Below are 19,503 nucleotides of genomic sequence, written 5' to 3' on the forward strand. Positions count from 1 at the left end.
TGACGTTTGGCTGCGCCGAGGCAATCAGAAGCCGAGCGCCGTCGCGTTGATCGACGCTTCCAGCCCGCCGTCCACCGGCAGGTTGGCGCCGTTGATCCAGCGCGCGCCATCGGAGCACAGGAAGAGCGCAGCCGGGGCGATGTCCGCGGCCGATCCGGCTCGGCCGACGCGGGCGATGTCGTCGTCGACCCGCGGATCGCCGAACAGCTTGCGGAACTCGGGGAAGATCGGCGTCGTAACGGGGCCGGGACTGACCGCGTTGACCCGAAGTCCGCGGCCCCTGAACAGCGGCTGATGCGCCGCCTGCTGGGTCCAGAGCAGCAGCAGCTCCTTGGACAGGGGATAGCCTTCGCCGTCGGGCACATTGTGCTCGACGAGCAGGGCTGCGATGTCGGGAAAGCCCGGAGCCGCGACAAAGGCCTTGGCGCGCTCGAGGTTGGCGCGCCAGCCGTATCCCGCGATCGAGGCGACGTTGACGATCGCTCCGCCCTCGCGCAGCCGCGGCGCGACCGCTTCGGTCAGCGCCCTGAGCCCGTAGAAATTGATCGCCAGCGTCTTCTGCGCGCCCGACACGCCCGACACGCCGGCGACGTTGCACAGGGCGTCGACCCGAGCGGGGAGCGTTTTCACGACGGCCTCGATCTCCGCCGCCGAGGCGATGTCCAGCCTGACGAACTCGCCCGTCGGGGAAGCCGGCGCATTGACGTCGAGCCCGACCACGTCGGCCCCGAGCGCCAGCGCGAGCTGACCGATCCGAGCGCCGATTCCGGAAGCGATTCCAGTAACGACAATCGTTTTGCCGAAGAGCATGTGGCTATTTCCTCCGAGGTTGGGCGGCAAGGCGCGGCGTTTGCGCCGGCGAGGACGAATGCGTCTTGAACCGAAGGCGATAGCCGACCGGGAGCAGACTCAGGCCGTATCGCGCTTCCACCCAGCCCCACAGGCCGCGCGGCAGAAAGAGCGCGAAGCCGAGCGCAGTGGCGCCGAGGCCGATCAGGTACCAGACCCCGGCGGCGCCGAAGAGCGCCTCGATGGCGAAGAAGATCACCGCGCCGATCAGGGCCCCTTCGAACGTGCCCAGACCGCCGACGAGGGCCATGAAGATCATGTAAGCGGTCCATTGCGGACTGAAGTAGGTCTTCGGCTGGAAGGTGATCGCGTTCGCCAGCCAGAGCGAACCGGCGAGCCCGGCGCCCAGCGCGGCGAGCACAAAGATCAGCCGCTTGGTCCGCGCGACTTCGACGCCGACGCTCGCGGCGGCTTCTTCGTTGTCGCGGATCGCCTGAATGCCGGCGCCGGTTCGACTGCGCAGCAAGGCGAACAGGAGCAGCAGCAGGAACGACATTCCGGCGAGCGCCATCCAGTAGGTGTAGGCGTGCCGGGCGAACGCGCCGTACCGGTTGAGCGCGACCAGGGAGGTGCCGGTCTCGCCCTGGATCAGCGGATCGAGATTGACCAGAAGATGGAAGAGTTCGGCCACCACCCACATGCCGATGGCGAACTCGCCGTCGCGCAGGCGCAGCATGAAGTAGGAGAGCGGCCAGGAGACGAGGCCGGTCAACGCGGCCGCCGACGCCAGCGCGCCATAAACCGGCATGCCTCCGTCCGCCAGCCGAACGGCGAAATAGGCGCCCAGGCCGAAGAACGCCTGCTGACCGATCGAGACGAGGCCCGCGTATCCAGCCAACGCGTTCCACATCGTCGCGAGGATGACGTAGACGAACAGCGTGGTCAGTTTGTCGATCGCATTGTCGGAGAAATAACCAGGTCCCAACGCCAGCGCCGCAATCAGCAGCGCCACCGCGACGACGGACGCGCGGGAAGCCGTCGTCCAGCGTTCGACCCGGAAGGGCGAAGCGCTCATCGGGCGCCTCCGATCCAGGCGCGGAGCCGCCCGCCTCGGGCAGCGAGCGTCAGCCGCGCCAGCACAACGGCGAGGAACGTCAGATGGCCAGCGATCAGGAAGCCCTGCGGATGCAGTTGCGCCCCTAAACTCTGAGCCACGCCCAGCACGATCCCGCCGATCAGCGTCCCCCACAGCGAGCCGACGCCGCCGATCACCGCGCTTTCGAAGGCGAACAGGAGCTGCGCGGCGCCCGCATAGGGCGCGAAGGTCGCGCGAACGGCCATGAAGAAACCGGCGACGCCGACGGTGACCATCGCGATCGACATCGCGACCGCGTTCACGCGGCCGGCGTTGATCCCCAGGAGCCCCACGGTGTCGGGATCTTCCGCGGTCGCCCGGATTGCTCGGCCGAGCGGCGTGCGCGTCAGAAAGAGCTGAAGTCCCCCCAGCATCGCGACCGCGGTGACGAAGGTGATGAGCGCCAGCGTGCCGAGCGAGACGTCGTCGCTGAGATCGAAGCTGTCGTAAGACAGCGATCCGACAAACGGCGCCAGCGAACGGGTGTCGGCGCCGTAGGCCTGAAAGAGAAGATTGTCGATGACGATCGCGAGACCGAAGGTCGACAGCACCGGCACGAGTCGACCCGACCGCGCGCTCCGCTCGAGAATGGTCTTCTGCAGCAGCCATCCGAGGATCGCCATGGCCGGAAGCACGGCGACCAGGCCGAGGATCGGCGAGACGCCGAACCGATCGGCGAGCCAGAACAGCGCGTAGGCCGCGAGCACCGCCAGACTGCCATGGGCGAGGTTGATGATGCGCATGACGCTGAACAGAAACGACAGGCCGCAGGCGATGAGCGCGTAATAGCCGCCGAGCAGGACGCCCTGGATGATCTGATTGATCCAGGTCATGAGGCCGCGGCTCTCGTCCCGCCGAGCCCGAAATAGGCGTCGGTCACCTGCTCGCGTGTGAAGTCGCCGGCGCGCCCGTCGAGGATGATGCGACCCTCCAGCATGCAGATCACGCTGTCGGCGACGCCGAGCGCGCGTTTCAGGTCTTGTTCGACCAGGATGATGGTGGCGCCCGAGGACATCAGGGCGTTCAACTGGCGGTAGACGCGGTCGACGACGAGCGGCGAGAGGCCGAGCGAGATCTCGTCGAGCAGGAGCAAATCCGGGTTCGTCATCAGCGCGCGGCCGATCGCGGTCGCCTGTTGCTCGCCGCCGGAGAGGCTCCCGGCGCGGCTCCGCCTTCGTTCCAAAAGGTTGGGAAAGGCCTCGAACACCGCCTCCAGCGTCCAGCGGCCGGGTCGTCCCGCCGCGCGCGCCAGCAGCAGGTTCTCCTCGACGGTCATGCGGGCGAACAGCCGGCGGCCCTCGGGGACCAGGGCGATGCCTGCGGCGGCGCGCTTGTGGGACGGCAGGTTGGTGACGTCTGCGCCGGCAAATTCGATGCGCCCCGCGGCGGCCCGATGGGCCCCGGCCAGAGTTCGCAGGAGCGTGGTCTTGCCTGCGCCGTTGGCCCCGACGAGCGCCAGCGTCTTGCCCTTTTCGAGCGAGAAGCTCACCCCTCGAACCGCTTCGAGCAGGCCGTGGCGCGCCGTGAGCCCGCTGATCTCAAGCAGCGCCATGAACGTCCCCGCCGAGATAGGCTTCGACGACGGCGGGGTCCGCCATCACGGCGCGCGGCTCGCCGTCCGCGATGACGCGCCCCGCATCCATGCAGACCAGACGGTCGACGACCTGCAGAAGGATGTGGACGATATGTTCGATCCAGACGACGGCGATCCTTCGGCGGCGCAATTCCTGAATCGCCTCGACCAGTTCGCTCGCTTCGGCGTCGGTGAGCCCGCCGCCGATCTCGTCCAGCAGCAGGAGCCCCGGGTCGGCCCCGAGCGCGCGCGCCAGTTCGAGGCGCTTGCGGTCGAGCAGTCCGAGCGTTTCGGCGCGCCGATTGGCGACCTCGCTCATGCCGCAGAGGGCGAGCGCGTCGACGACGCGGTCATAGGCCTCTGCGCGCTTGCAGCGGCCGTTGGCTGCGGCGACGAAGACGTTTTCGAAAACCGTCATGCCGCCGAAAGGCCGCGGGATCTGGTGAGTCCGGACGATCCCGAGCCGGCAACGCGCCGCGCTGTCGAGCGTCGTCACGTCCCGCTCCCGATACGCGACAGCGCCCGACGAAGAGGGCTGGGCCCCGGACAGAATGCTGAGCAGCGTCGTCTTGCCGGCTCCGTTGGGCCCGACGATGCCGACGGCTTCGTCATGCGCCACGGAGAAGTCGACGCCCTCCAGAACCACAAGCGCTCCGAAGCGCTTGTGGATGTCCCTGGCCGTCAGCAGCATCGTCGTCGGATGGCTCATGCGCTTCGGCTTGCCGGATCAGCCGTTGAACGGAATGAGCTTGGCCCCGACAGGCACGTTCGGATCCGTCGCGTTTTCCGTCACGACATAATCGAGGCGGAACTTCGAGCCGGCCGGCGCGCGGATCCACTGGGTGCCGATGATCGGCCCCGGAGAGACGTTCGGAACCGGGCCGGAGGTAAAGTCCACCGGTCCTGCGATGGTCGTCGTCTTCAGCGTCGAGAGCGCCTTGGCGACCGCGGCTTTGTCCTTCGGGTTGCTGCTCGCCTGCAACGCGGAAGCGCCGGCGTCGAGCAGCGACAGCGTGGCGCCGAGCTGCTGGGTCCACTGTTTTCCCGACGCTTTTTCATATCCGTCGGCGAGTTCGGCGCCGGAAACGCCGGTGAGCGACGATTTGTAGGGGAAGGCCTTGTGCCAGTATGCGGCGCTCGAGATGTTGTAGCCGAGCTGGCCGAGCGCCTCGATGTCGGACGGGAAGAGGCCCGTCTTCGCCGTCTGGCAGATCTTGACCATCTTGGTGTAGCCCTGCTGGGCCGCCTGGCGCCAGAAGGCGGCAAAATCGGGCGGGATCGGGAAGGTGTTGAAGATTTCGCACCTCTCCTTCTTGAACAGGGCGATTTGCGCCGAATAGTCGGTGGTCCCGTCTTCGTAGGGGCCCGGGTCGACGATCGTGAAGCCGGCCTTGCCGAGCGCCGGCGCCAGATTGGCGCGGATCGCGTTGCCGTCGGCGTCGTTGGGATAGAGGACCCCGACCTTCTTGTTGGTCGGTATCAGGTTCCATTGCGAGACGTAGGTCTTGAAGAATTCCCCGCCGCCAAAGCCGAAATGATAGGTCCACTTGAAGGGCGACGGCGCCCCTGGCTTGGCGCCTCGGCCAAAGTACCAGGCCTCCCAGGGCATCACCGTCGAGAGGCAGGGGACGCCTGCGGCTTCGCAAGCGTCCGCCACCGGATTGATGGTCTCGGGGGTGGAGACGGCCAGCATCAGATCGACGCCGTCGCCGTTGATCAGCGACTTCGCCAATTGCCCGGCGCGAGAGGGGTCGGACTGCGTATCCTGGTCGAGGATCTGCACGTCGTAAGTCTTGTCGCCGACCTTGAGACCGTTCTTCAGCGCCGCACGGGCGAGTTCGAGCACATAGCCGTCGGTCTGGCCGAAGCCGCCGAGCGGTCCGGTGCGGGGGCTGATGAAGCCGACCCGCAGCACGTTCTCGGCCGCTGCGAAGGCGCGCCCGGCGCCGCTCGCCCAGGCAAGGCCTGCGGCGCCCGCGGAAAGCATCAATCCGCGCCGCGACACGGACGGCCCAAGAGCGGCGAGAGACACAGAGTTCAACCCATCAGTCATGGCTTCCTCCCAATTTGCGCCGTCCTTGGCGTCGGCGCCGTTATGGTCATCGTTCAGATCGGATAACGGGCCTTGCCGGAATTGAGGGTGATCCAGCGAAGCTCGGTGAACTCGTGAATTGCGGCCGCGCCGCCGAACCGGCCATAACCCGAAGCCTTGACGCCGCCGAAGGGCATTTGGGCTTCATCATGCACCGTCGGGCCGTTGACGTGGCAAATGCCGGAATCGATGCGCCGCGCGACAGCGAGCGCCCGGCCCACGTCGCGGCCGAACACCGCGGCGGACAGTCCGTATTCCGTGTCGTTGGCGACGCGCACCGCCTCGTCGACCCCCGACACGCGCACGATCGCAACGACCGGCCCAAAGGACTCCTCGCTGTAAACCCGCATCGCCGGGGTGACATGATCCAGCACGGTCGCGTCCATCAACACGCCCGTGGCCGGCCCGCCCACCAGCAAATGGGCGCCCTTGGAAACAGCGTCTCGGATCAGGGCGTTGACCCGTTCCACCGCCTCGAGGCCGACGAGCGCGCCGAGCGGCGCCTTGGCCTTGCGCGGATCGCCGGCGAGCAATGTCGCGGCTTTCGCCGCCAGGCGGCGCGCGAATTCGTCGGCGATGCTCTCATCCGCGATCAGCCGCTCCGTCGCCATGCAAATCTGGCCCTGGTTCATGAAGGCCCCGAACGCCGCCGCCGCAACGGCGTCGTCGAGATCGGCGTCGTCCAGAACGAGGAGCGGAGCCTTGCCGCCGAGTTCCAGGAGCACGGGCTTGAGATGGCGCGCGGCGAGCTCCGCGACCTGCCGTCCGACCCGGGTGGACCCGGTGAAATTGACCCGGCGGATTGTTGGGTGGGCGATCAACGCCTCGACGATCCGCGCAGCGTCGGCGGGCGCGTTGCTGACGACATTGACGACGCCCTCGCCGCAACCGGCCGCGTGAAACACCTCGCCGATCAGACGGTGCGTTCGCGGACAGATCTCCGAACCCTTGAGAACGACGGTGTTGCCGCACGCCAAGGGCATGGCGGCGGCGCGGACGCCGAGAATGACCGGCGCATTCCAGGGCGCCAGTCCGAGCACCACGCCGACCGGTTCCCGAAGCGCCATCGCGATCACGCCCGGCTTGTCGGAGGGGATGATTTCTCCGGTGATCGCAGTCGTCATCGCCGCCGCCTCGCGCAGCATGGTCGCCGCGAGCGCGACGTTGAACCGGCCCCAAGCCTCGGTCGCTCCGGTCTCCTCGGCCATGGCCTCGCAAAAATCGTCGCCGCGCCGATCGAGTTCGGCCGCTGCTGCGCTCAGTCGGGCTCGGCGCTCTCCCGGGCCCAGGCCGGACCATCGCGGGAAGGCGGAGGCCGCCGAGGCGGCGGCGGCGTTGGCGTCGGCGATGCTGGCGGCGGCCGCCCGCGTGGCGCGCTCGCCGGTGACCGGGTTCAGCCGCTCGTAGACGGCGCCGTCGGAACTCGGGAGTTCTCGGCCATGAACCAGAAGGCCAACCTCGAACAGTGCGACCTCCCTTGTTCGAGGCGGCGGGAACCCGCGGCGCCTCATCTCCCGGAATTTGTCGGCCTTTTTTCCGGTTCCCGTCCATTAGACGGACGCGCATCCTGCTTCACAATGGACATTTATCCAATTTTCTTGCACTTCTCTCGAGACACGCTACACGCGACGGCGCATGACCGCGCATCGGCCCAGACCTCCGCTCGTCACCGGAAACCCTCATCGACCGTCCTTCGTGGCGACGCGGATCGAGGCCGCAATCGCGGATCGGACGTGGGCTACGCAGAGTCTCGATGGGATTCGCTGCTTTCGCGCCTTCTTCCTGCGCCGCGGGACCGGCAGCTTCGGGACTCGCAATGGGCCGTTGCTCGAATTGTCGGCGCCGCAGGTTCTCTGGACGCCGTTTGCCGAGCGAGGCGAGTTCCGCCTGTTCGCCGGCGGCGACGGCGCGACGCTGCTGGCGACCGAGGACGTCGTCTGGAGCAGCATCGGGGAAAGCCGGCTGGGCGCTCAGTTGCGGCCGCTGATCGACCGCACGGTGTTGGCGCCGGCCTCGCGACTGGGCTCGAGCCTCGCCGAGATGGAGGCCCTGTTCGATGGTTTCGAACGCGAAACCCGCGATCCAGGCCCTGGCGCTTCCGCGATGGGCTCGCTCTATCTCGGCCTGTTGATGATGCATCTCTGGCGCTCTTGCGGGCTGGCGCGGGAATCCGATGCGCTCGACGCCGGGGCGCCGACCGCCCAGCGCTTTCGCCAGCTCGTGGAACTGCGCTATCGCGACAATCTCGGGGTGGACGATTTCGCCCAACTTCTCGGGGTCACCCGCTCGCACCTGCATTTCGCCTGCGTGAAGGCCCTCGGGCGTCCGCCGCAACGGGTGGTCCACGAGCGACTGGTCGCAGAAGCCCGCCTGCGCTTGCGAGACACGGCCCAACCGATCGAGCAAGTCGGCTACAGCCTCGGCTTTCGCGACGCTGCCTATTTCAATCGGTTCTTTCGACGATTGTCCGGCCTTACTCCCGGCGACTATCGAAGGGCGGCGCGAACCGCGCTTCCGGCCCCGCCGACATCCTACACGGCCTGGCCCTAATTTAGTCGTGAGCGTCGAGCAACTCGCGACCGCCGGTCTCGATCGCCGAAACCAGCCCATCAATCGCTTCGAGGCTCGCGTTGGGATGAAGCATCGTCAGCTTCAGCGCCGGGGCCGCGCGGTAGGTCGTTCGTCCGATGACCGCGGTTTGCTTTCGCCACAGCGAACTCGGCAGCATCCGGTTGATCCTGTCGACCTCCGCCGGGTCGGCGGTGGGGCTGCGCCAGCGAAAGATCACGATGTTGGTGACCGGTTCGGCGAGCAGTTCGAGGGCCGGGCTGCGCGCGATGGCTTCCGCCGCTCTCCGGGCGTTGGAAAGGGTCGCATCCACGATTTCGGCGACGCCTTGGCGACCGAGGGCGCGCAGCGACATCCAAAGCTTCAACGCCTCGAAACGTCGAGACGTGAGCAGGGACTTGCCGACCAGATTCGGGCCCGGGTCGAAGGCGTCGTCGATGCGGTCGAGGTACGGAATATCCCGGCTCAGCGCCGACAGCGCCCGTCCGTCGCGCGCGACGAACGCGCCGCAGCCGACGGCCTGAAACAGGAGCTTGTGGAAGTCGAAGGCGATCGAGTCGGCGAGATGGACGCCGTCGAGCAGGCGTGCATGGGAACTCAGCAGCAGCGCCCCCCCGACCGCGGCGTCGACGTGGACCCAAAGGCCGTGGTCGCGCGCGACGGTCGCGCATTCGCCGATCCTGTCGATCGATCCGAGGTCGGTCGTTCCGGCGGTGAGCGCCAGCGCGATCGGGCGGTCGCCGTCCTGCAGCAGCCGCTCGATCGCCGCCGCGAGCGCCGGGCCGCTGAGAGAGCCGTCCGGCGCCGCTACGGGAACCACCGCCCGGTCGCCGAGACCGAGGACGTGCGCGCCCTTGCGGACCGAAAAATGCGCGAACTCCGAACACAGGATGCGCCAGCGCGCCGCCTCCGGCGGCAGGCCATCGGCGGCGATCGACCAGCCGGCCAGGGTTGTCGCCGCGCGCTCCCGGGCCAGCAGGAGGCCCATCATGTTGGCTTCGGTGGATCCGGTGGTGAAGACGCCGTCGGCGGACGCGCCGAAACCGGCGAGCGTTCCCAGCCATTCGATCAGGAGGCGCTCGATCGTCGTCGCCGCCGGGGCCTGGTCGAACGAGTCGAGCGACTGGTTGGTCGCCGCGATGAAGATTTCCGCAACCAGCGACGGCAGCATGGGCGGCGGGTGCAGGTGGCCGGCATAGTTCGGATGCCACACCGACACGGCGTGCGCGCCGATCCGTTCGCCTGCTTCCTGCGAAACGAAGTCGAGTCCCAGCCCCTTCTCCGGGAGGATTTCCAGGGCCGCGAAGGTCGCCCGCAGGTCTTCGAACGCCGCGCCGCTCGTCGGCGCGGTTGCGCGCGACCATCCGGTTCGAATCTGGCTCAGCGCTGACGTCAGCGCCTGCTCGAACAACGCCCGGGACCGGTCGGTCCCGTCGAGAAACGCCCATTCGACGGCGCGTCCTCGACCTTCCTCAAAGGCCGCCTTCCCGCAAACCTGGCTCGCTTCGTTCATCGGACTGTCGTTTCGTCTGTATAGTTTACGTCGTCAAGATCGCGGCGAGATCCGGAACGCGGGTCACTGCGGGTTGGGGTTCAGACTATGCGTCGTTTCGCTCCGGGTAAAGTCTTCTGCCGAATTGTCTGCGGTCTGTTGCGCCCAACATGACCATATCTCTTATTAACGCCATAACAGAGGCTACGACTTCATTACGATCTCGCTGGTCGTGGTGCGCGTTGCTGTATCTTTGTTGTAACACTGAATATTAATGCCAGAGCATAACCAGGACATAACTGAGATATTTTATAAAACGTGTGAGTAGACTTTTTTAGTTGGTTTTGATAGACTTATAAAAGTTGCCGTCATCAAGGGTGCCGTCGTGAAGGATAAGATAATCAGGATAAGGCCAACAGAGCTGACCGACGGACTTGAATCGGAGGTGCGTTGGTACAGCAGGCGCATGTCCGCCGTCCTGAGCCGAGCCAAGGGCGCCAAAGTCTGGGACGCTGCGGGGGCGGAATACATCGATTTTCTGACCGGGTGTGGCGCGTTGAACTATGGGCACAACCCGGATCCCTTGAAGAGGGCGCTCCTCGACTACATTGAGATGGACGGAATTGTCTCCACGCTCGATTTGCGGACAAAAGCCCGAGCCGAATTCATGATCGGCTTCGAAGAGACGATCCTGCGTCCGAGGAAGCTGCAGTACAAAATGATGTTTCCCGGCCCGACCGGGACGAACGCCGTCGAGGCGGCGCTCAAGCTCGCGCGAAAAGTCACGCGGCGAACGAACGTCGTCGCCTTCACCAACGCATTCCATGGCGTGACGCTGGGTTCGCTGGCGGTCACGGCGAACCGCGCCAAGCGCGCGGGCGCGGGCGTGCCCTTGGGTCAGACGACATGGCTGCCGTACGACGGTTACTTCGGACCCTCGGTGGACACCGCGGATCTGATCGCCCAAATGGTTCAGGATCCGGGAAGCGGCATCGATCCTCCCGCCGCGTTCCTGCTGGAAACGGTTCAGGGGGAGGGCGGCGGTCTGTGCGCGTCCGCAGGCTGGCTGCGCCGCCTCTGCAAACTGGCCCGGGACATCGGCAGCCTGGTCATCATCGACGACATCCAGGCGGGATGCGGCCGGACGGGAACCTTCTTCAGCTTCGAGGACATCGGCGTCGAACCGGACCTCGTCTGTCTCTCGAAGTCCCTGAGCGGCTACGGGCTCGCCCTGTCCATGGTGCTGATGCGCCCTGAACACGACGTCTGGGCGCCCGGCGAGCACAACGGGACTTTCCGCGGCCAGAATCATGCTTTCGTCACCGCGCGGGCGGCGCTCGCCTACTGGAGAGACGAGACATTCCTGCGCCGGCTCGCGGACGCCATCGAAACGCTGGACGCCTGGATTGCGAGACTGGTCGCGAGCGACCCGTCGAGGTGGTCGGCGCGCGGTCGCGGCCTGCTTCGCGGCGTGGCTTGCGGCGACGGGGAGTTCGCCGCCCGGGTGTGCCACGAGGCTTACCAAGCCGGGGTCCTGGTGGAGACCTCGGGCGCGAAAGGCGACGTGGTCAAGTTCCTTCCCCCGCTGAACGTCTCCGCCGAGGACATGGACGATGCGCTTGGGCGCCTGGACGGAGCCTTTGCGCTTGTCGCAAACGATTATGGGCGCGGCGCCGAACTGGCTTCCGGCGATTGAGCCGAGGTCGGCCGGGCGCGACCCATGAAGGCCGGCGAGCGGTTGCGTTCGATTGAAACCACCCGACCGGCCCGCATGGTCACGACCTGGTCGGCGACCGCCAGGAACCGGTCGTCATGGGTCGCCGCGATCACGGTCACGCCGTCCCGGCGCAGCTCGGGCAGGAGTTCGGTGTAGAACCAGAGGCGCCAGTCGGGCGACTGGTCGGCTGCCCACTCGTCGAGGATCAGAAGCGGCCGCGGCCTCACGAGAAAGTCGGCGAGCGCGATCCGCCGGCGATCGGCGCGCGAGAGGCCCTCGAGGCGCATCTCGCCGGAGGGCGAAACGCTGTCCGCGACGCCGAGTCTGTCGAGGGCGGCCGGGAAGGCTGCGCGCTGGCTGGCGGTCATGCCGCAGACGACCCGACCCAGGTGGTGGTCGGACAGGATGGTGGAGCTGAGCATGCGCAGGTCGGCCGCATGGGCGGCGACCCCGTCGATGGCGATCGTCCCGCGCAAGGGATCGCGCCGCCCGGCCAGAAGGCTCAGGATCGTCGATTTTCCAGAGCCGTTATGGCCGACAAGAAAAATGATCTCGCCCGCCTCGACTTCGAAGACGGCGGGGCCCACCCGGAATCGCGCGGCGTCTCCCTCCGTCGCATAGTCGTAGACGACGTCGACGACCGACAGGGCGGCGAAGGGCTCGCCCCCCGCGCGCCGTGGCCGTGGCTCGCGCGGCGCGGCGTCGAGCTCGCGGGCGAGACGCAGCAGCTCGCCCGCCGCCTGGTCCGCCAGAACCAGGACCGGAAAGAACCGCACCAGGGACAGGGGCGGGAACGCCAGCACCGTGGCGATCGCGCCGAGCGCAACGCGTCGCTCGTCGGCGGCGACCAGCGGCATGGCGCAGACGATGGCTGCCGACAACGCCAGGAACATCATGTTGGCCGCCGCGACGAGGGGCGCGGAGGCGCGGCTTTGCGCCGTCCGCATGGCGCCGATCCGCGCCATTCCGGCCTGACAGGCCTCGGTCAGATAGAGCCGCGCCGCATGGGGAAAGAGCTTGAGGACAGCCACCCCCTGTCTCAGGCCTTCGACGTCGCCGCTCCACTGTTGCTCCTGCGCGCTCAGGTCTTCGCCGAGGTCGCCGCGGCTGAGGTTCGCCAGCACGAACAGGCTGAATGCAAAGGCGTAGGTGACGAAAATGGCGGCGCCGAGCATCGGCGCCAACGCGATCACGCCGGCAATCATCACCAGATGCACCGCCACGAAAAACACCGTGTCGGTCACGACCTCCACCGAATCCCGAACGCGGGCGCCCTCGACGAGAAGCGCCAGGCGCAACCGCTCCGGCCCGAGACGCTCCACGGTTTCGGGCGCGAGTTGGGACAATCGCGCTGCAATGCGAAGCCGCAGACGCGAGACGGCGGCGAGGAACCAGGACTGAAGCCAGAGCATCGCGGCGCTTCGCAAGGCGACAATCATCAGCACCGCCAAAGAGACGCCCACAACGAAGCGCACGCTGTCGGAATCGAAGCCGGCCCCGGCGCTCGTGCGCGCGAGCACGGTCAAGGTCGTCGCCTCGATGAGAACGGCAAGCGCCATGACCACCGCCAGGGTGGTCCAGAAGCGCGGGCGGATCGCGAACACCATGCGCAGGATATTCATGCTTCCACATCCGCAACGGCCGGGGACATGGTCACGATTCGTCCGTCCCGCATGTCCACCCTGACGTCGGCGCGGTCGAAATACTGGTCATCGTGGGTGGCGACGACGACCGCGCGTCCCTCGCGCCGCCATAGGTCGAGCAGCGTCTGGTAAAAGAAGGCGCGAAACTGCGGGTCCTGGTCGGCCATGGGTTCGTCGAGCACGACCAGAGGCCGGCCCGGCGCGAGGGCGGCGACCAGGGCCAGGCGCTTTCGCTGGCCGAGCGACAGGGCTGTGGTCGTCGAGACCGAATCTCCGACGATCTCCACCTTGTCCGCAAGATGAAAGGTCGGCAGCAGGGCGCGCAAATCCTCGCCGAATCGATCCCAGAATCCGGGCCATCGGCGCAGGATGTGCGGTTCGGCCAGCGCCAGCGCGGCGAGCCGCCGCAACTCGGACGGGCGCGCCGGCCGTCCATCGACCTCGATGCGCCCGGACGCCGGCGCATAAACCCCGGCGATGAGCTTGAGCAGCGTGGTCTTTCCGCTGCCGTTCGGCCCCGTCACGAACACCACGCGCCCTGGCGAAATGGCGAGATTGACGTCCTGTGTCGCCATCCGCGGGTAGGGAGCATAGCGGTAGCCGACGTCGGACAGGACGAGGCTCTTGAACGACGCCCGCGGCGGCGCGTCGGCCCGGTCGTCGATGAAGGTCAATGCGCGGTCCGTGTCGACATCGATCTGCGCGATCCGTTCGAGGCGGCGCGAGGCGGCGTCGCCGCGCGTCAGGAGCGGCAATGCGCTGTAGGCGCTCTCGGCGCCGTCCCAGACCGCACAGAAGACGGTGAGAATGACGAACGCCGGGCTCGCGCTCCCGGTTGCCGGAAACAGGATCACCGAGGCGGCGAAAATCCAGTAGATGGAAAAATCCATGGCGGCGATCCCCGAAACGGACACCCGGGTGAGCTGGCGCGCTGCGCCGGCGGAACGCTGTTCGGATGCAATGAGCTGGTTGGCCATGAAGTCGCCGAGCGCGTCGCGGTCGCCCTTGAGCTGGCCGAGGGCCAGGAGCAGATCGTCGAGGTTCGCCGCGAAGGCCTCTTCGGCAACGAGCGCCGTCCGGTTGAGCACGAGCGCGCGCCGGCCGACGAAATGGTACACCAGCGGGCCAACGGTCGCGAGGATCAGCGCCAGGAACGCAGCCGACAGGTCCTGGCTGATGACCGCTGCTGCGCCGATAACGACCAGGACCAGCCACTGCATTGCGCTGACCAGCAGATCGAGCGCCTGCGGCAGCAGCGACAGGTCGCGGATCGCCGCGTCGAACAGCGCTTTCGCCTGCGAACGCTCCGCCTCCCGCGGCTCGAGCGCCGCGAACACTTCGAGGACGGCGTCGGCGATTCCCGACATCACCCGCTCGACAAGCTGCGCGCCGACCCTCAGCCTCGCCAGATGGGCCGTGAACAGCGCCGCCATGGCGGCCAGGACCGCCAGCAGGTAGGGGATGGACGATTCGCCCCGCGCCCCGCGCCACGCCGCCTGCCCGACGCCGGCGAGGACCGCGATCTGGCTTGCGCTCACGACGATGGCGAGGGCGAAGGCGAACAGCGTCAGTCGCGGCGCATAGGCGAGGCAATGCGCCGCCAGCCGCATTCCGGGCAAGTTTGGCCCGCTTCCTGCCCGGTTGCTCGCCATGGCCCCTAAGTCCTCGAGTCCCGGCGGTCTCGGGGGAGGCTGGTCATGGCGAAGCGCGCCGCTGGCGCCGCTGTTTCCGGGATTGTCGGCGCCCGGCCTGGGATCGCGCGCCCTGCGTCGGTCGAGGGCGTTCGGCGCAGGCGAAATCTGCCGCCGGCATGGCGCCGACACAGCGCATTCCGTTCCGAAACCCACGCCGGACGGATTTCGTGACGAAACACAGCGAGCGTGTCGAGTCCGTTCATGGGACGGCCTTCATCTGGCGTTCGACGATGCGACCGAAATCGAGCGGACCCTGTCGGCGACCTCGAGATAACGGGAATCGTGGGACAGGGCGATGACGGTCCTGGCCGCTCGTCGCGATGACCGGGACAATCGACCGGGAAAGCCGCTCGCCGAACACGGGGTTCCGGTCGGCCGCCCATGGTCGAGCGCGCAGGAGAGGCCGGTTGTCGGCGAGCCGCGACGTTCGCCGCCGCTGCGCGAGCGTCGGCGTCCGTCAGGCGGACAGCTTGCGCCCGCTCAGCCTTGCTCGGGCGTCTCGCCCGCCGCGCGCGCGGCCCTGATCAGGGCCGTGAGCTGGCGCCGCAGCGCCGGGCCCTGGACCTGCTGGATATCGTAGCGATCGCGTCGAAGCGCGTTGACCATCTCCGCGAGCGTCGCGAAGCGTCCCGACCTCGCGAGGTGAAACGCCCGCTCCAAAGCCGTCATCGTCTGTTCCATACCGGCGACCCTGGCGGGGGTTTGCGCCTTTTGCGAGGCCCGCTGGAGCGCCGGCGACGGAGCGACCGGCGCCCGTGTCCGAACGCCCGAGGGCGCGACTTTCCACGACCGCCGCGGAAAACCGGCTTCGCGTCTTCATGCCGCCCCGATTGTGAGGCAAAGGCGAGTTGCGACATGCGGCGACAGGCCCACTTGCCGCAGGCGCAGTCGACTCCCGCCGTTCGACGCGAAGATTCCGTTCGAACGGCGCGGTCGGAGTTTTCCAATCATGTCAATGCAGACGACCGCCGTGCGGCTCGCGGCGCGCGACTGGGCGCAGGCGCTCGGCCCTTACCGCAAGGCGGACGCCGGGCGGGCGGTTCTCGAACTCGCGGTCACCTTCGCGCCGTTCGCGGCGCTCTATGCGGCGATGCTCGTCGCCGTCCAGCACGGCCTCGTCTTGCTCGCATTCGCGCTGACGCCGTTCGCCGCCGGGCTCCTCGTGCGCCTGTTCATGATCCAGCACGACTGCGGGCACGGCGCCTTCTTCCCCAACAAGCACGCCAATGCGTGGGTCGGCCGGGCGATCGGCGTCCTGACCATGACGCCTTACGATCACTGGCGGCGCAGCCACGCCATCCACCACGCGACGTCGGGCAACCTCGACCGGCGCGGGATCGGCGACATCGATACGCTGACGGTCGGCGAGTACTTTTCCCGATCCTGGCGCGGTCGGCTGGCCTACCGGCTCTATCGCAACCCGCTGGTGATGTTCGGCCTCGGCCCCGCCTATCTGTTTCTGATCGAGAATCGCCTGCCGATCGGTTTCCTGCGCAAGGGGGCGATGCCGTGGCTCAGCGCGCTCTCCACCAACGCCGGGATCGCGCTGGCGGCGGGACTGCTGATCTGGGGCGCGGGCCTGGCGCCGGTCCTTATCGTCCATCTGCCGATCGTCGTCCTCGGCGCGACCGCCGGCGTGTGGCTCTTCTACGTCCAGCATCAGTTTCAGGGGACGACCTGGGAGCGGTCGGCCGGCTGGAGCCAGCCGGAGGCGGCGCTCGCCGGCAGTTCGCTCTACGAATTGCCGCCGCCGCTCGACTGGTTCTCAGCCAACATCGGCATCCATCACGTGCACCACCTGTCGAGCGGCATCCCCTTCTACCGGCTGGGGACGGTGTTGCGCGACCATCCGGACCTGGCGAAAGTCGGACGCCTGAGCCTCCGCGACAGCCTCGGCTGCGTTCGGCTCGCCCTCTGGGACGAGGGAAAGCGCAGGCTGGTGTCGTTTCGCGAGGCCCGCGCCTCGCGGCGTCTCGCCGAGCCGCGCGCGGCGGCGCGGTAGCGCGTCTGGCGCCGAGGATTTGCCGGCAAGGGGCCGACGCCGGCGCAAACGGAAGCGCCGACCCGGGACGCGTTCCGGCTCAGCGGCCTGCCGCTTACGCGTCGTTGCCGAAGCGTTGCGGCAGGGGGATGGGACCGGCGTCGCCGTCGGCCTCCCGTTCGACGCGCCTGCGACCCGGGGCCGGGACGGCCGGCGGGTCGGAAGGCGTCTTGCGCAGCGAAACGGTCAAGCTTGGCGCGCCTCGGGTTCTGCCGAATCCGTCGATCACTTCGAACCCGGACGCCGCATTGAAGGTGTGGACGCCGAACCGGTCGCTCGTGATCCTGGCGACCTGCGTCTGTTCGAGACCGGCGCGGTCGATTCGGTCGATGCGCCAAAGGGCGATCGCCGAGCCATAACTGGGCGAGCAGTCCTGCACGGGCCGCAGGCGCTCGCCGCGGAAGGCGATGACGCCGCCGCCCGAGCGCGCGGCGCGCGCGTCGAGAACGACCGGATTGTCGGCGCAGGGGCGCCAGGGTCCGCGGATGTCGGGCGCGTAATAGGCATTGAGGACGTCCCAGCCGGTGGAGCGCCTGACCCGCGTCGCGGCGAACATCCACCAGCCTTCGCCGTCGCGCATCACGGTCGCGTCATAGGCGGCGACGCCTTCGAGGAGCGTGGCTTCCCGCCGCCAGCGAAACGGAAAATCGACCGCGCGATAGAGGTCGACCCTGGCCCGGTCGCCCGATTCCGGGATCATCCAGACGGCGCCGTCGCTCTCGAACACGTGTGGATAGGACAGGTGGCAATCGTCCTCGAGCGCAGGGCGGGGGGGCGAGAGAGCGCCGTCGTCCTCGAACATGGCGACGGCGATGCGGCCGCGCAGTGTAGCGAATGAAAACTCCTCCATGAATACGGCCGTGCGGCCGCGGTGGCGCAACACGAAAGGGTCGGCGAAATAGCGGCGCCCGTCGTCGGGCACGACCGCGAAATCGCCGTCCCGCCCCTCGATCAGGCCGACGCCCCCGGTCTTGCGCCAGGCGACCGACCACTGCTCGCGCCCGGCCAGCCGAAGCGACAGATAGCGGTTCACTTTCCAGGCCAGGCTCGAGGCCACGAAGGCGAGGGACCCGGCGACGGAAGCGTCGCGGCGCGGCGGCGTGAGGCGCCGCGTGACCGGAATCGGCTGCCGCTCGAGCGCCTTGATCACCAGTTCGACGGCGATCGAGCAGGCATTGTCGATGGCGTGCAAGAGGACCTTGCGATCCGCCAGCGCCGGCGTCGCCGTCACGCTGTCGAGGGGGCGCTCGGCGTCGTCGATCGCGATGACGATCCGGCGGTTGTCGAGCAGCGCCGACACGAGGCCGATCTCGCCCGGCATCCCGTCGAACAGCGGCGTCAGCACGCGCCGGCCGCCGGGACACAGGCGTCCCGTGCAGTCGATGGCGGAATCGAAGCCGTGGCCTCTCTCGATGTCCGCAATCGGCAGCGATGCGATTTCAGCCGCGTCCACCGTGTCGACGGCTGCGCCGGACGGAATCCGGTAGAGGATGCGCTCGAGTTCGAACGCCACCCGGCAGGCGGCGGGTAGACGGACGGCGTTGTCGAGGGCGAGGAGAAGCACCGCGACGTCGTAACGGACGCGCAGGGCCTCGATCAGCCACAGGTGCCAGCGCAGAACGCCGCCCTTGTCGAGCGCGATGGTCACGAGCCGCCGATCTTGTCCTGGGTCCGACCGGACCGTGCCTGGGACGGGCTGTTGATGCGGATTCATGTTGCGCTCTCGCCCGCTGATGAGAATGTGGTTCAATATTCAGACTTTGTATCCGATGAATTTCACCCCGATCAGAGGATAGGCGAACAATTTTCTCAACCGACTCGGAAGTCGTGCGATCGCCTTCTCATACATCAAGACCGGCCACAGCGGAATCGGGGCGTACAAGACCAGGCCTTTATAATTCAAAATGAAGCGGAACCGACGGAATCCAACTGCCGTAAAGATTTTGACGAGATCTGCATTGCTGTATTCGCGCAGATGGAATCCGCGCGGCGTACTGTCGAAATATTGTGAGATGTCGTGAGGGCCGCCGAGGCGGTTCGGCGTTATGCAGAGATACACGCCTCCCGGGCGCAAGGCGCGGAACACCTGGGAGAGTTGTTCGAACGCGTCGTCCGCGTGTAAATGCTCCATCAACTGGTTGCTGTAGACGATGTCGACGCTCCCGGGCGGAACCGGAATCTCGACGCCGTCTGTGAGCAGTAAAGTGAAATTACAAGGAAATTCGACTCCTCTGGCAATTTCGTCCGAGACTTCCAACGCATAGACACGCTTAACTTCGTTTGCGATTTGAACCGCGAGACTACAGTCACCGGCGCCGATTTCCAGGTAGGTCATGTTCGGATTGATAAACGACCGCAGTATGCTGAATTGTCTGCTCGTCTCGTCATCCGCTCTTCTCGGCGACGTCTTCATGACATTCTGGGGATGGTCGGGAACGAGAGAGAACAGCTCATTGTAGACGGCTGTGTAAAGCATGCGGCGTTCGGCGCGCGACGCCGCCCGCAATCGATCTGAGAGCTGACGCTCGACGGTGTAATGACGGGTGATCTGTTCAATCGATCGTTTCACGATAAATTGAAATCCCTGATTAGCGGTCAAAGCAGAAACGGCGAATTGCCGCCAAATCGCCGGCTGCGCAACCATTGACTGTCAGGCTGGCAGCCGTGTCACGCGACGAAAGGCTCTCGCCCGCGTTTCAACGCCACACTGTATGTTTGCATTGTTATTGCGTGTCTCGCCGACACTTGCAACGAGAACG

16 protein-coding genes are annotated in these 19,503 nt (G+C 67.1%); 3 read left to right on the forward strand and 13 right to left on the reverse strand.

Features of this window, described 5'->3' with window-relative positions:
- Nucleotides 1-24 precede the first annotated feature (24 nt).
- The 7 genes from DFR50_RS22260 to DFR50_RS22290 are packed head-to-tail and all read right to left on the reverse strand — an operon-like array spanning nt 25 to nt 7,100.
- Nucleotides 25-810 (reverse strand): coniferyl-alcohol dehydrogenase, encoded by a 786-nt coding sequence (locus tag DFR50_RS22260; RefSeq protein WP_113891468.1) that lies wholly within the window; start codon nt 808-810, stop codon nt 25-27.
- Nucleotides 811-814: 4 nt separating this feature from the next.
- The gene (locus DFR50_RS22265) at nt 815-1,864 is read right to left on the reverse strand and encodes a branched-chain amino acid ABC transporter permease (RefSeq protein WP_113891469.1); all 1,050 of its coding nucleotides are present in this window, start codon (nt 1,862-1,864) and stop codon (nt 815-817) included.
- The gene (locus tag DFR50_RS22270) at nt 1,861-2,757 is read right to left on the reverse strand and encodes a branched-chain amino acid ABC transporter permease (protein WP_113891470.1); all 897 of its coding nucleotides are present in this window, start codon (nt 2,755-2,757) and stop codon (nt 1,861-1,863) included. The genes DFR50_RS22265 and DFR50_RS22270 overlap by 4 nt, the downstream gene beginning before the upstream one ends.
- A complete protein-coding gene (locus DFR50_RS22275) occupies nt 2,754-3,476 on the reverse strand; it encodes an ABC transporter ATP-binding protein (RefSeq protein WP_113891471.1) in 723 nt (240 codons plus the stop codon). Before DFR50_RS22275 ends, DFR50_RS22270 begins: the two co-directional genes overlap by 4 nt.
- Nucleotides 3,463-4,206 (reverse strand): ABC transporter ATP-binding protein, encoded by a 744-nt coding sequence (locus DFR50_RS22280; RefSeq protein WP_113891472.1) that lies wholly within the window; start codon nt 4,204-4,206, stop codon nt 3,463-3,465. The genes DFR50_RS22275 and DFR50_RS22280 overlap by 14 nt, the downstream gene beginning before the upstream one ends.
- A gap of 18 nt (nt 4,207-4,224) precedes the next feature.
- Complete coding sequence (locus tag DFR50_RS22285) at nt 4,225-5,550, reverse strand: ABC transporter substrate-binding protein (RefSeq protein WP_425376086.1); 1,326 nt, start codon at nt 5,548-5,550, stop codon at nt 4,225-4,227.
- Nucleotides 5,551-5,603: 53 nt separating this feature from the next.
- A complete protein-coding gene (locus DFR50_RS22290) occupies nt 5,604-7,100 on the reverse strand; it encodes an aldehyde dehydrogenase (RefSeq protein ID WP_210209005.1) in 1,497 nt (498 codons plus the stop codon).
- A 184-nt stretch (nt 7,101-7,284) separates the two neighbouring features.
- On the opposite strand from DFR50_RS22290, the gene DFR50_RS22295 reads away from it, so the two are divergent.
- Entirely contained in the window at nt 7,285-8,139 is an 855-nt protein-coding gene (locus DFR50_RS22295; RefSeq protein WP_170153340.1) for a helix-turn-helix domain-containing protein, read from the forward strand.
- A gap of 1 nt (nt 8,140) precedes the next feature.
- On the opposite strand, the gene DFR50_RS22300 is transcribed toward DFR50_RS22295, so the two are convergent.
- Nucleotides 8,141-9,670: a pyridoxal phosphate-dependent decarboxylase family protein gene (locus tag DFR50_RS22300; RefSeq protein WP_113891475.1), complete on the reverse strand. Its 1,530-nt coding sequence runs from the start codon at nt 9,668-9,670 to the stop codon at nt 8,141-8,143.
- A 364-nt stretch (nt 9,671-10,034) separates the two neighbouring features.
- Between DFR50_RS22300 and ectB the strand changes: the two genes are divergently transcribed.
- The gene (ectB, locus tag DFR50_RS22305; protein ID WP_281017055.1) at nt 10,035-11,345 is read left to right on the forward strand and encodes a diaminobutyrate--2-oxoglutarate transaminase; all 1,311 of its coding nucleotides are present in this window, start codon (nt 10,035-10,037) and stop codon (nt 11,343-11,345) included.
- On the opposite strand, the gene DFR50_RS22310 is transcribed toward ectB, so the two are convergent.
- The 3 genes from DFR50_RS22310 to DFR50_RS22320 all read right to left on the reverse strand — a co-directional run bounded on the left by DFR50_RS22310 (nt 11,309) and on the right by DFR50_RS22320 (nt 15,372).
- On the reverse strand, nt 11,309-12,988 hold the full coding sequence (locus tag DFR50_RS22310; RefSeq protein WP_113891476.1) for an ATP-binding cassette domain-containing protein: 1,680 nt from the start codon (nt 12,986-12,988) through the stop codon (nt 11,309-11,311). The genes ectB and DFR50_RS22310 overlap by 37 nt on opposite strands.
- Nucleotides 12,985-14,619 carry an ATP-binding cassette domain-containing protein gene (locus DFR50_RS22315; protein WP_245428046.1) on the reverse strand — a complete coding sequence of 545 codons (1,635 nt, stop codon included), beginning with the start codon at nt 14,617-14,619 and terminating at the stop codon, nt 12,985-12,987. Before DFR50_RS22315 ends, DFR50_RS22310 begins: the two co-directional genes overlap by 4 nt.
- Before the next feature lie 564 nt (nt 14,620-15,183).
- The gene (locus tag DFR50_RS22320) at nt 15,184-15,372 is read right to left on the reverse strand and encodes a hypothetical protein (protein ID WP_147262853.1); all 189 of its coding nucleotides are present in this window, start codon (nt 15,370-15,372) and stop codon (nt 15,184-15,186) included.
- A 280-nt stretch (nt 15,373-15,652) separates the two neighbouring features.
- Here DFR50_RS22320 and DFR50_RS22325 point away from each other — a divergent pair, with 280 nt between their 5' ends.
- Entirely contained in the window at nt 15,653-16,705 is a 1,053-nt protein-coding gene (locus DFR50_RS22325) for a fatty acid desaturase (protein ID WP_113891479.1), read from the forward strand.
- Between the two features lie 94 nt (nt 16,706-16,799).
- Here the strand turns inward: DFR50_RS22325 and DFR50_RS22330 are convergent, their stop codons facing one another.
- Both DFR50_RS22330 and DFR50_RS22335 read right to left on the reverse strand, forming a co-directional pair.
- Nucleotides 16,800-18,392: a glucosamine inositolphosphorylceramide transferase family protein gene (locus tag DFR50_RS22330; RefSeq protein ID WP_113891480.1), complete on the reverse strand. Its 1,593-nt coding sequence runs from the start codon at nt 18,390-18,392 to the stop codon at nt 16,800-16,802.
- A gap of 105 nt (nt 18,393-18,497) precedes the next feature.
- On the reverse strand, nt 18,498-19,388 hold the full coding sequence (locus DFR50_RS22335) for a class I SAM-dependent methyltransferase (RefSeq protein WP_113891481.1): 891 nt from the start codon (nt 19,386-19,388) through the stop codon (nt 18,498-18,500).
- Nucleotides 19,389-19,503 lie beyond the last annotated feature (115 nt).

The sequence above is a fragment of the Roseiarcus fermentans genome (assembly GCF_003315135.1).
GTDB classification, from domain to species: Bacteria; Pseudomonadota; Alphaproteobacteria; order Rhizobiales; family Beijerinckiaceae; genus Roseiarcus; species Roseiarcus fermentans.

What these genes read in the sequence shown, in the direction of transcription:
- DFR50_RS22310 (WP_113891476.1), bottom strand. Translation starts at nt 12,988, where the DNA reads ATGAATATCCTGCGCATGGTGTTCGCGATCCGCCCGCGCTTCTGGACC.
- DFR50_RS22290 (WP_210209005.1), bottom strand. Translation starts at nt 7,100, where the DNA reads ATGAGGCGCCGCGGGTTCCCGCCGCCTCGAACAAGGGAGGTCGCACTG.
- DFR50_RS22325 (WP_113891479.1), top strand. Translation starts at nt 15,653, where the DNA reads ATGTCAATGCAGACGACCGCCGTGCGGCTCGCGGCGCGCGACTGGGCG.
- DFR50_RS22300 (WP_113891475.1), bottom strand. Translation starts at nt 9,670, where the DNA reads ATGAACGAAGCGAGCCAGGTTTGCGGGAAGGCGGCCTTTGAGGAAGGT.
- DFR50_RS22280 (WP_113891472.1), bottom strand. Translation starts at nt 4,206, where the DNA reads ATGAGCCATCCGACGACGATGCTGCTGACGGCCAGGGACATCCACAAG.
- DFR50_RS22275 (WP_113891471.1), bottom strand. Translation starts at nt 3,476, where the DNA reads ATGGCGCTGCTTGAGATCAGCGGGCTCACGGCGCGCCACGGCCTGCTC.
- DFR50_RS22260 (WP_113891468.1), bottom strand. Translation starts at nt 810, where the DNA reads ATGCTCTTCGGCAAAACGATTGTCGTTACTGGAATCGCTTCCGGAATC.
- DFR50_RS22285 (WP_425376086.1), bottom strand. Translation starts at nt 5,550, where the DNA reads ATGACTGATGGGTTGAACTCTGTGTCTCTCGCCGCTCTTGGGCCGTCC.
- DFR50_RS22315 (WP_245428046.1), bottom strand. Translation starts at nt 14,619, where the DNA reads ATGCGGCTGGCGGCGCATTGCCTCGCCTATGCGCCGCGACTGACGCTG.
- DFR50_RS22335 (WP_113891481.1), bottom strand. Translation starts at nt 19,388, where the DNA reads ATGGTTGCGCAGCCGGCGATTTGGCGGCAATTCGCCGTTTCTGCTTTG.
- DFR50_RS22265 (WP_113891469.1), bottom strand. Translation starts at nt 1,864, where the DNA reads ATGAGCGCTTCGCCCTTCCGGGTCGAACGCTGGACGACGGCTTCCCGC.
- DFR50_RS22320 (WP_147262853.1), bottom strand. Translation starts at nt 15,372, where the DNA reads ATGACGGCTTTGGAGCGGGCGTTTCACCTCGCGAGGTCGGGACGCTTC.
- DFR50_RS22270 (WP_113891470.1), bottom strand. Translation starts at nt 2,757, where the DNA reads ATGACCTGGATCAATCAGATCATCCAGGGCGTCCTGCTCGGCGGCTAT.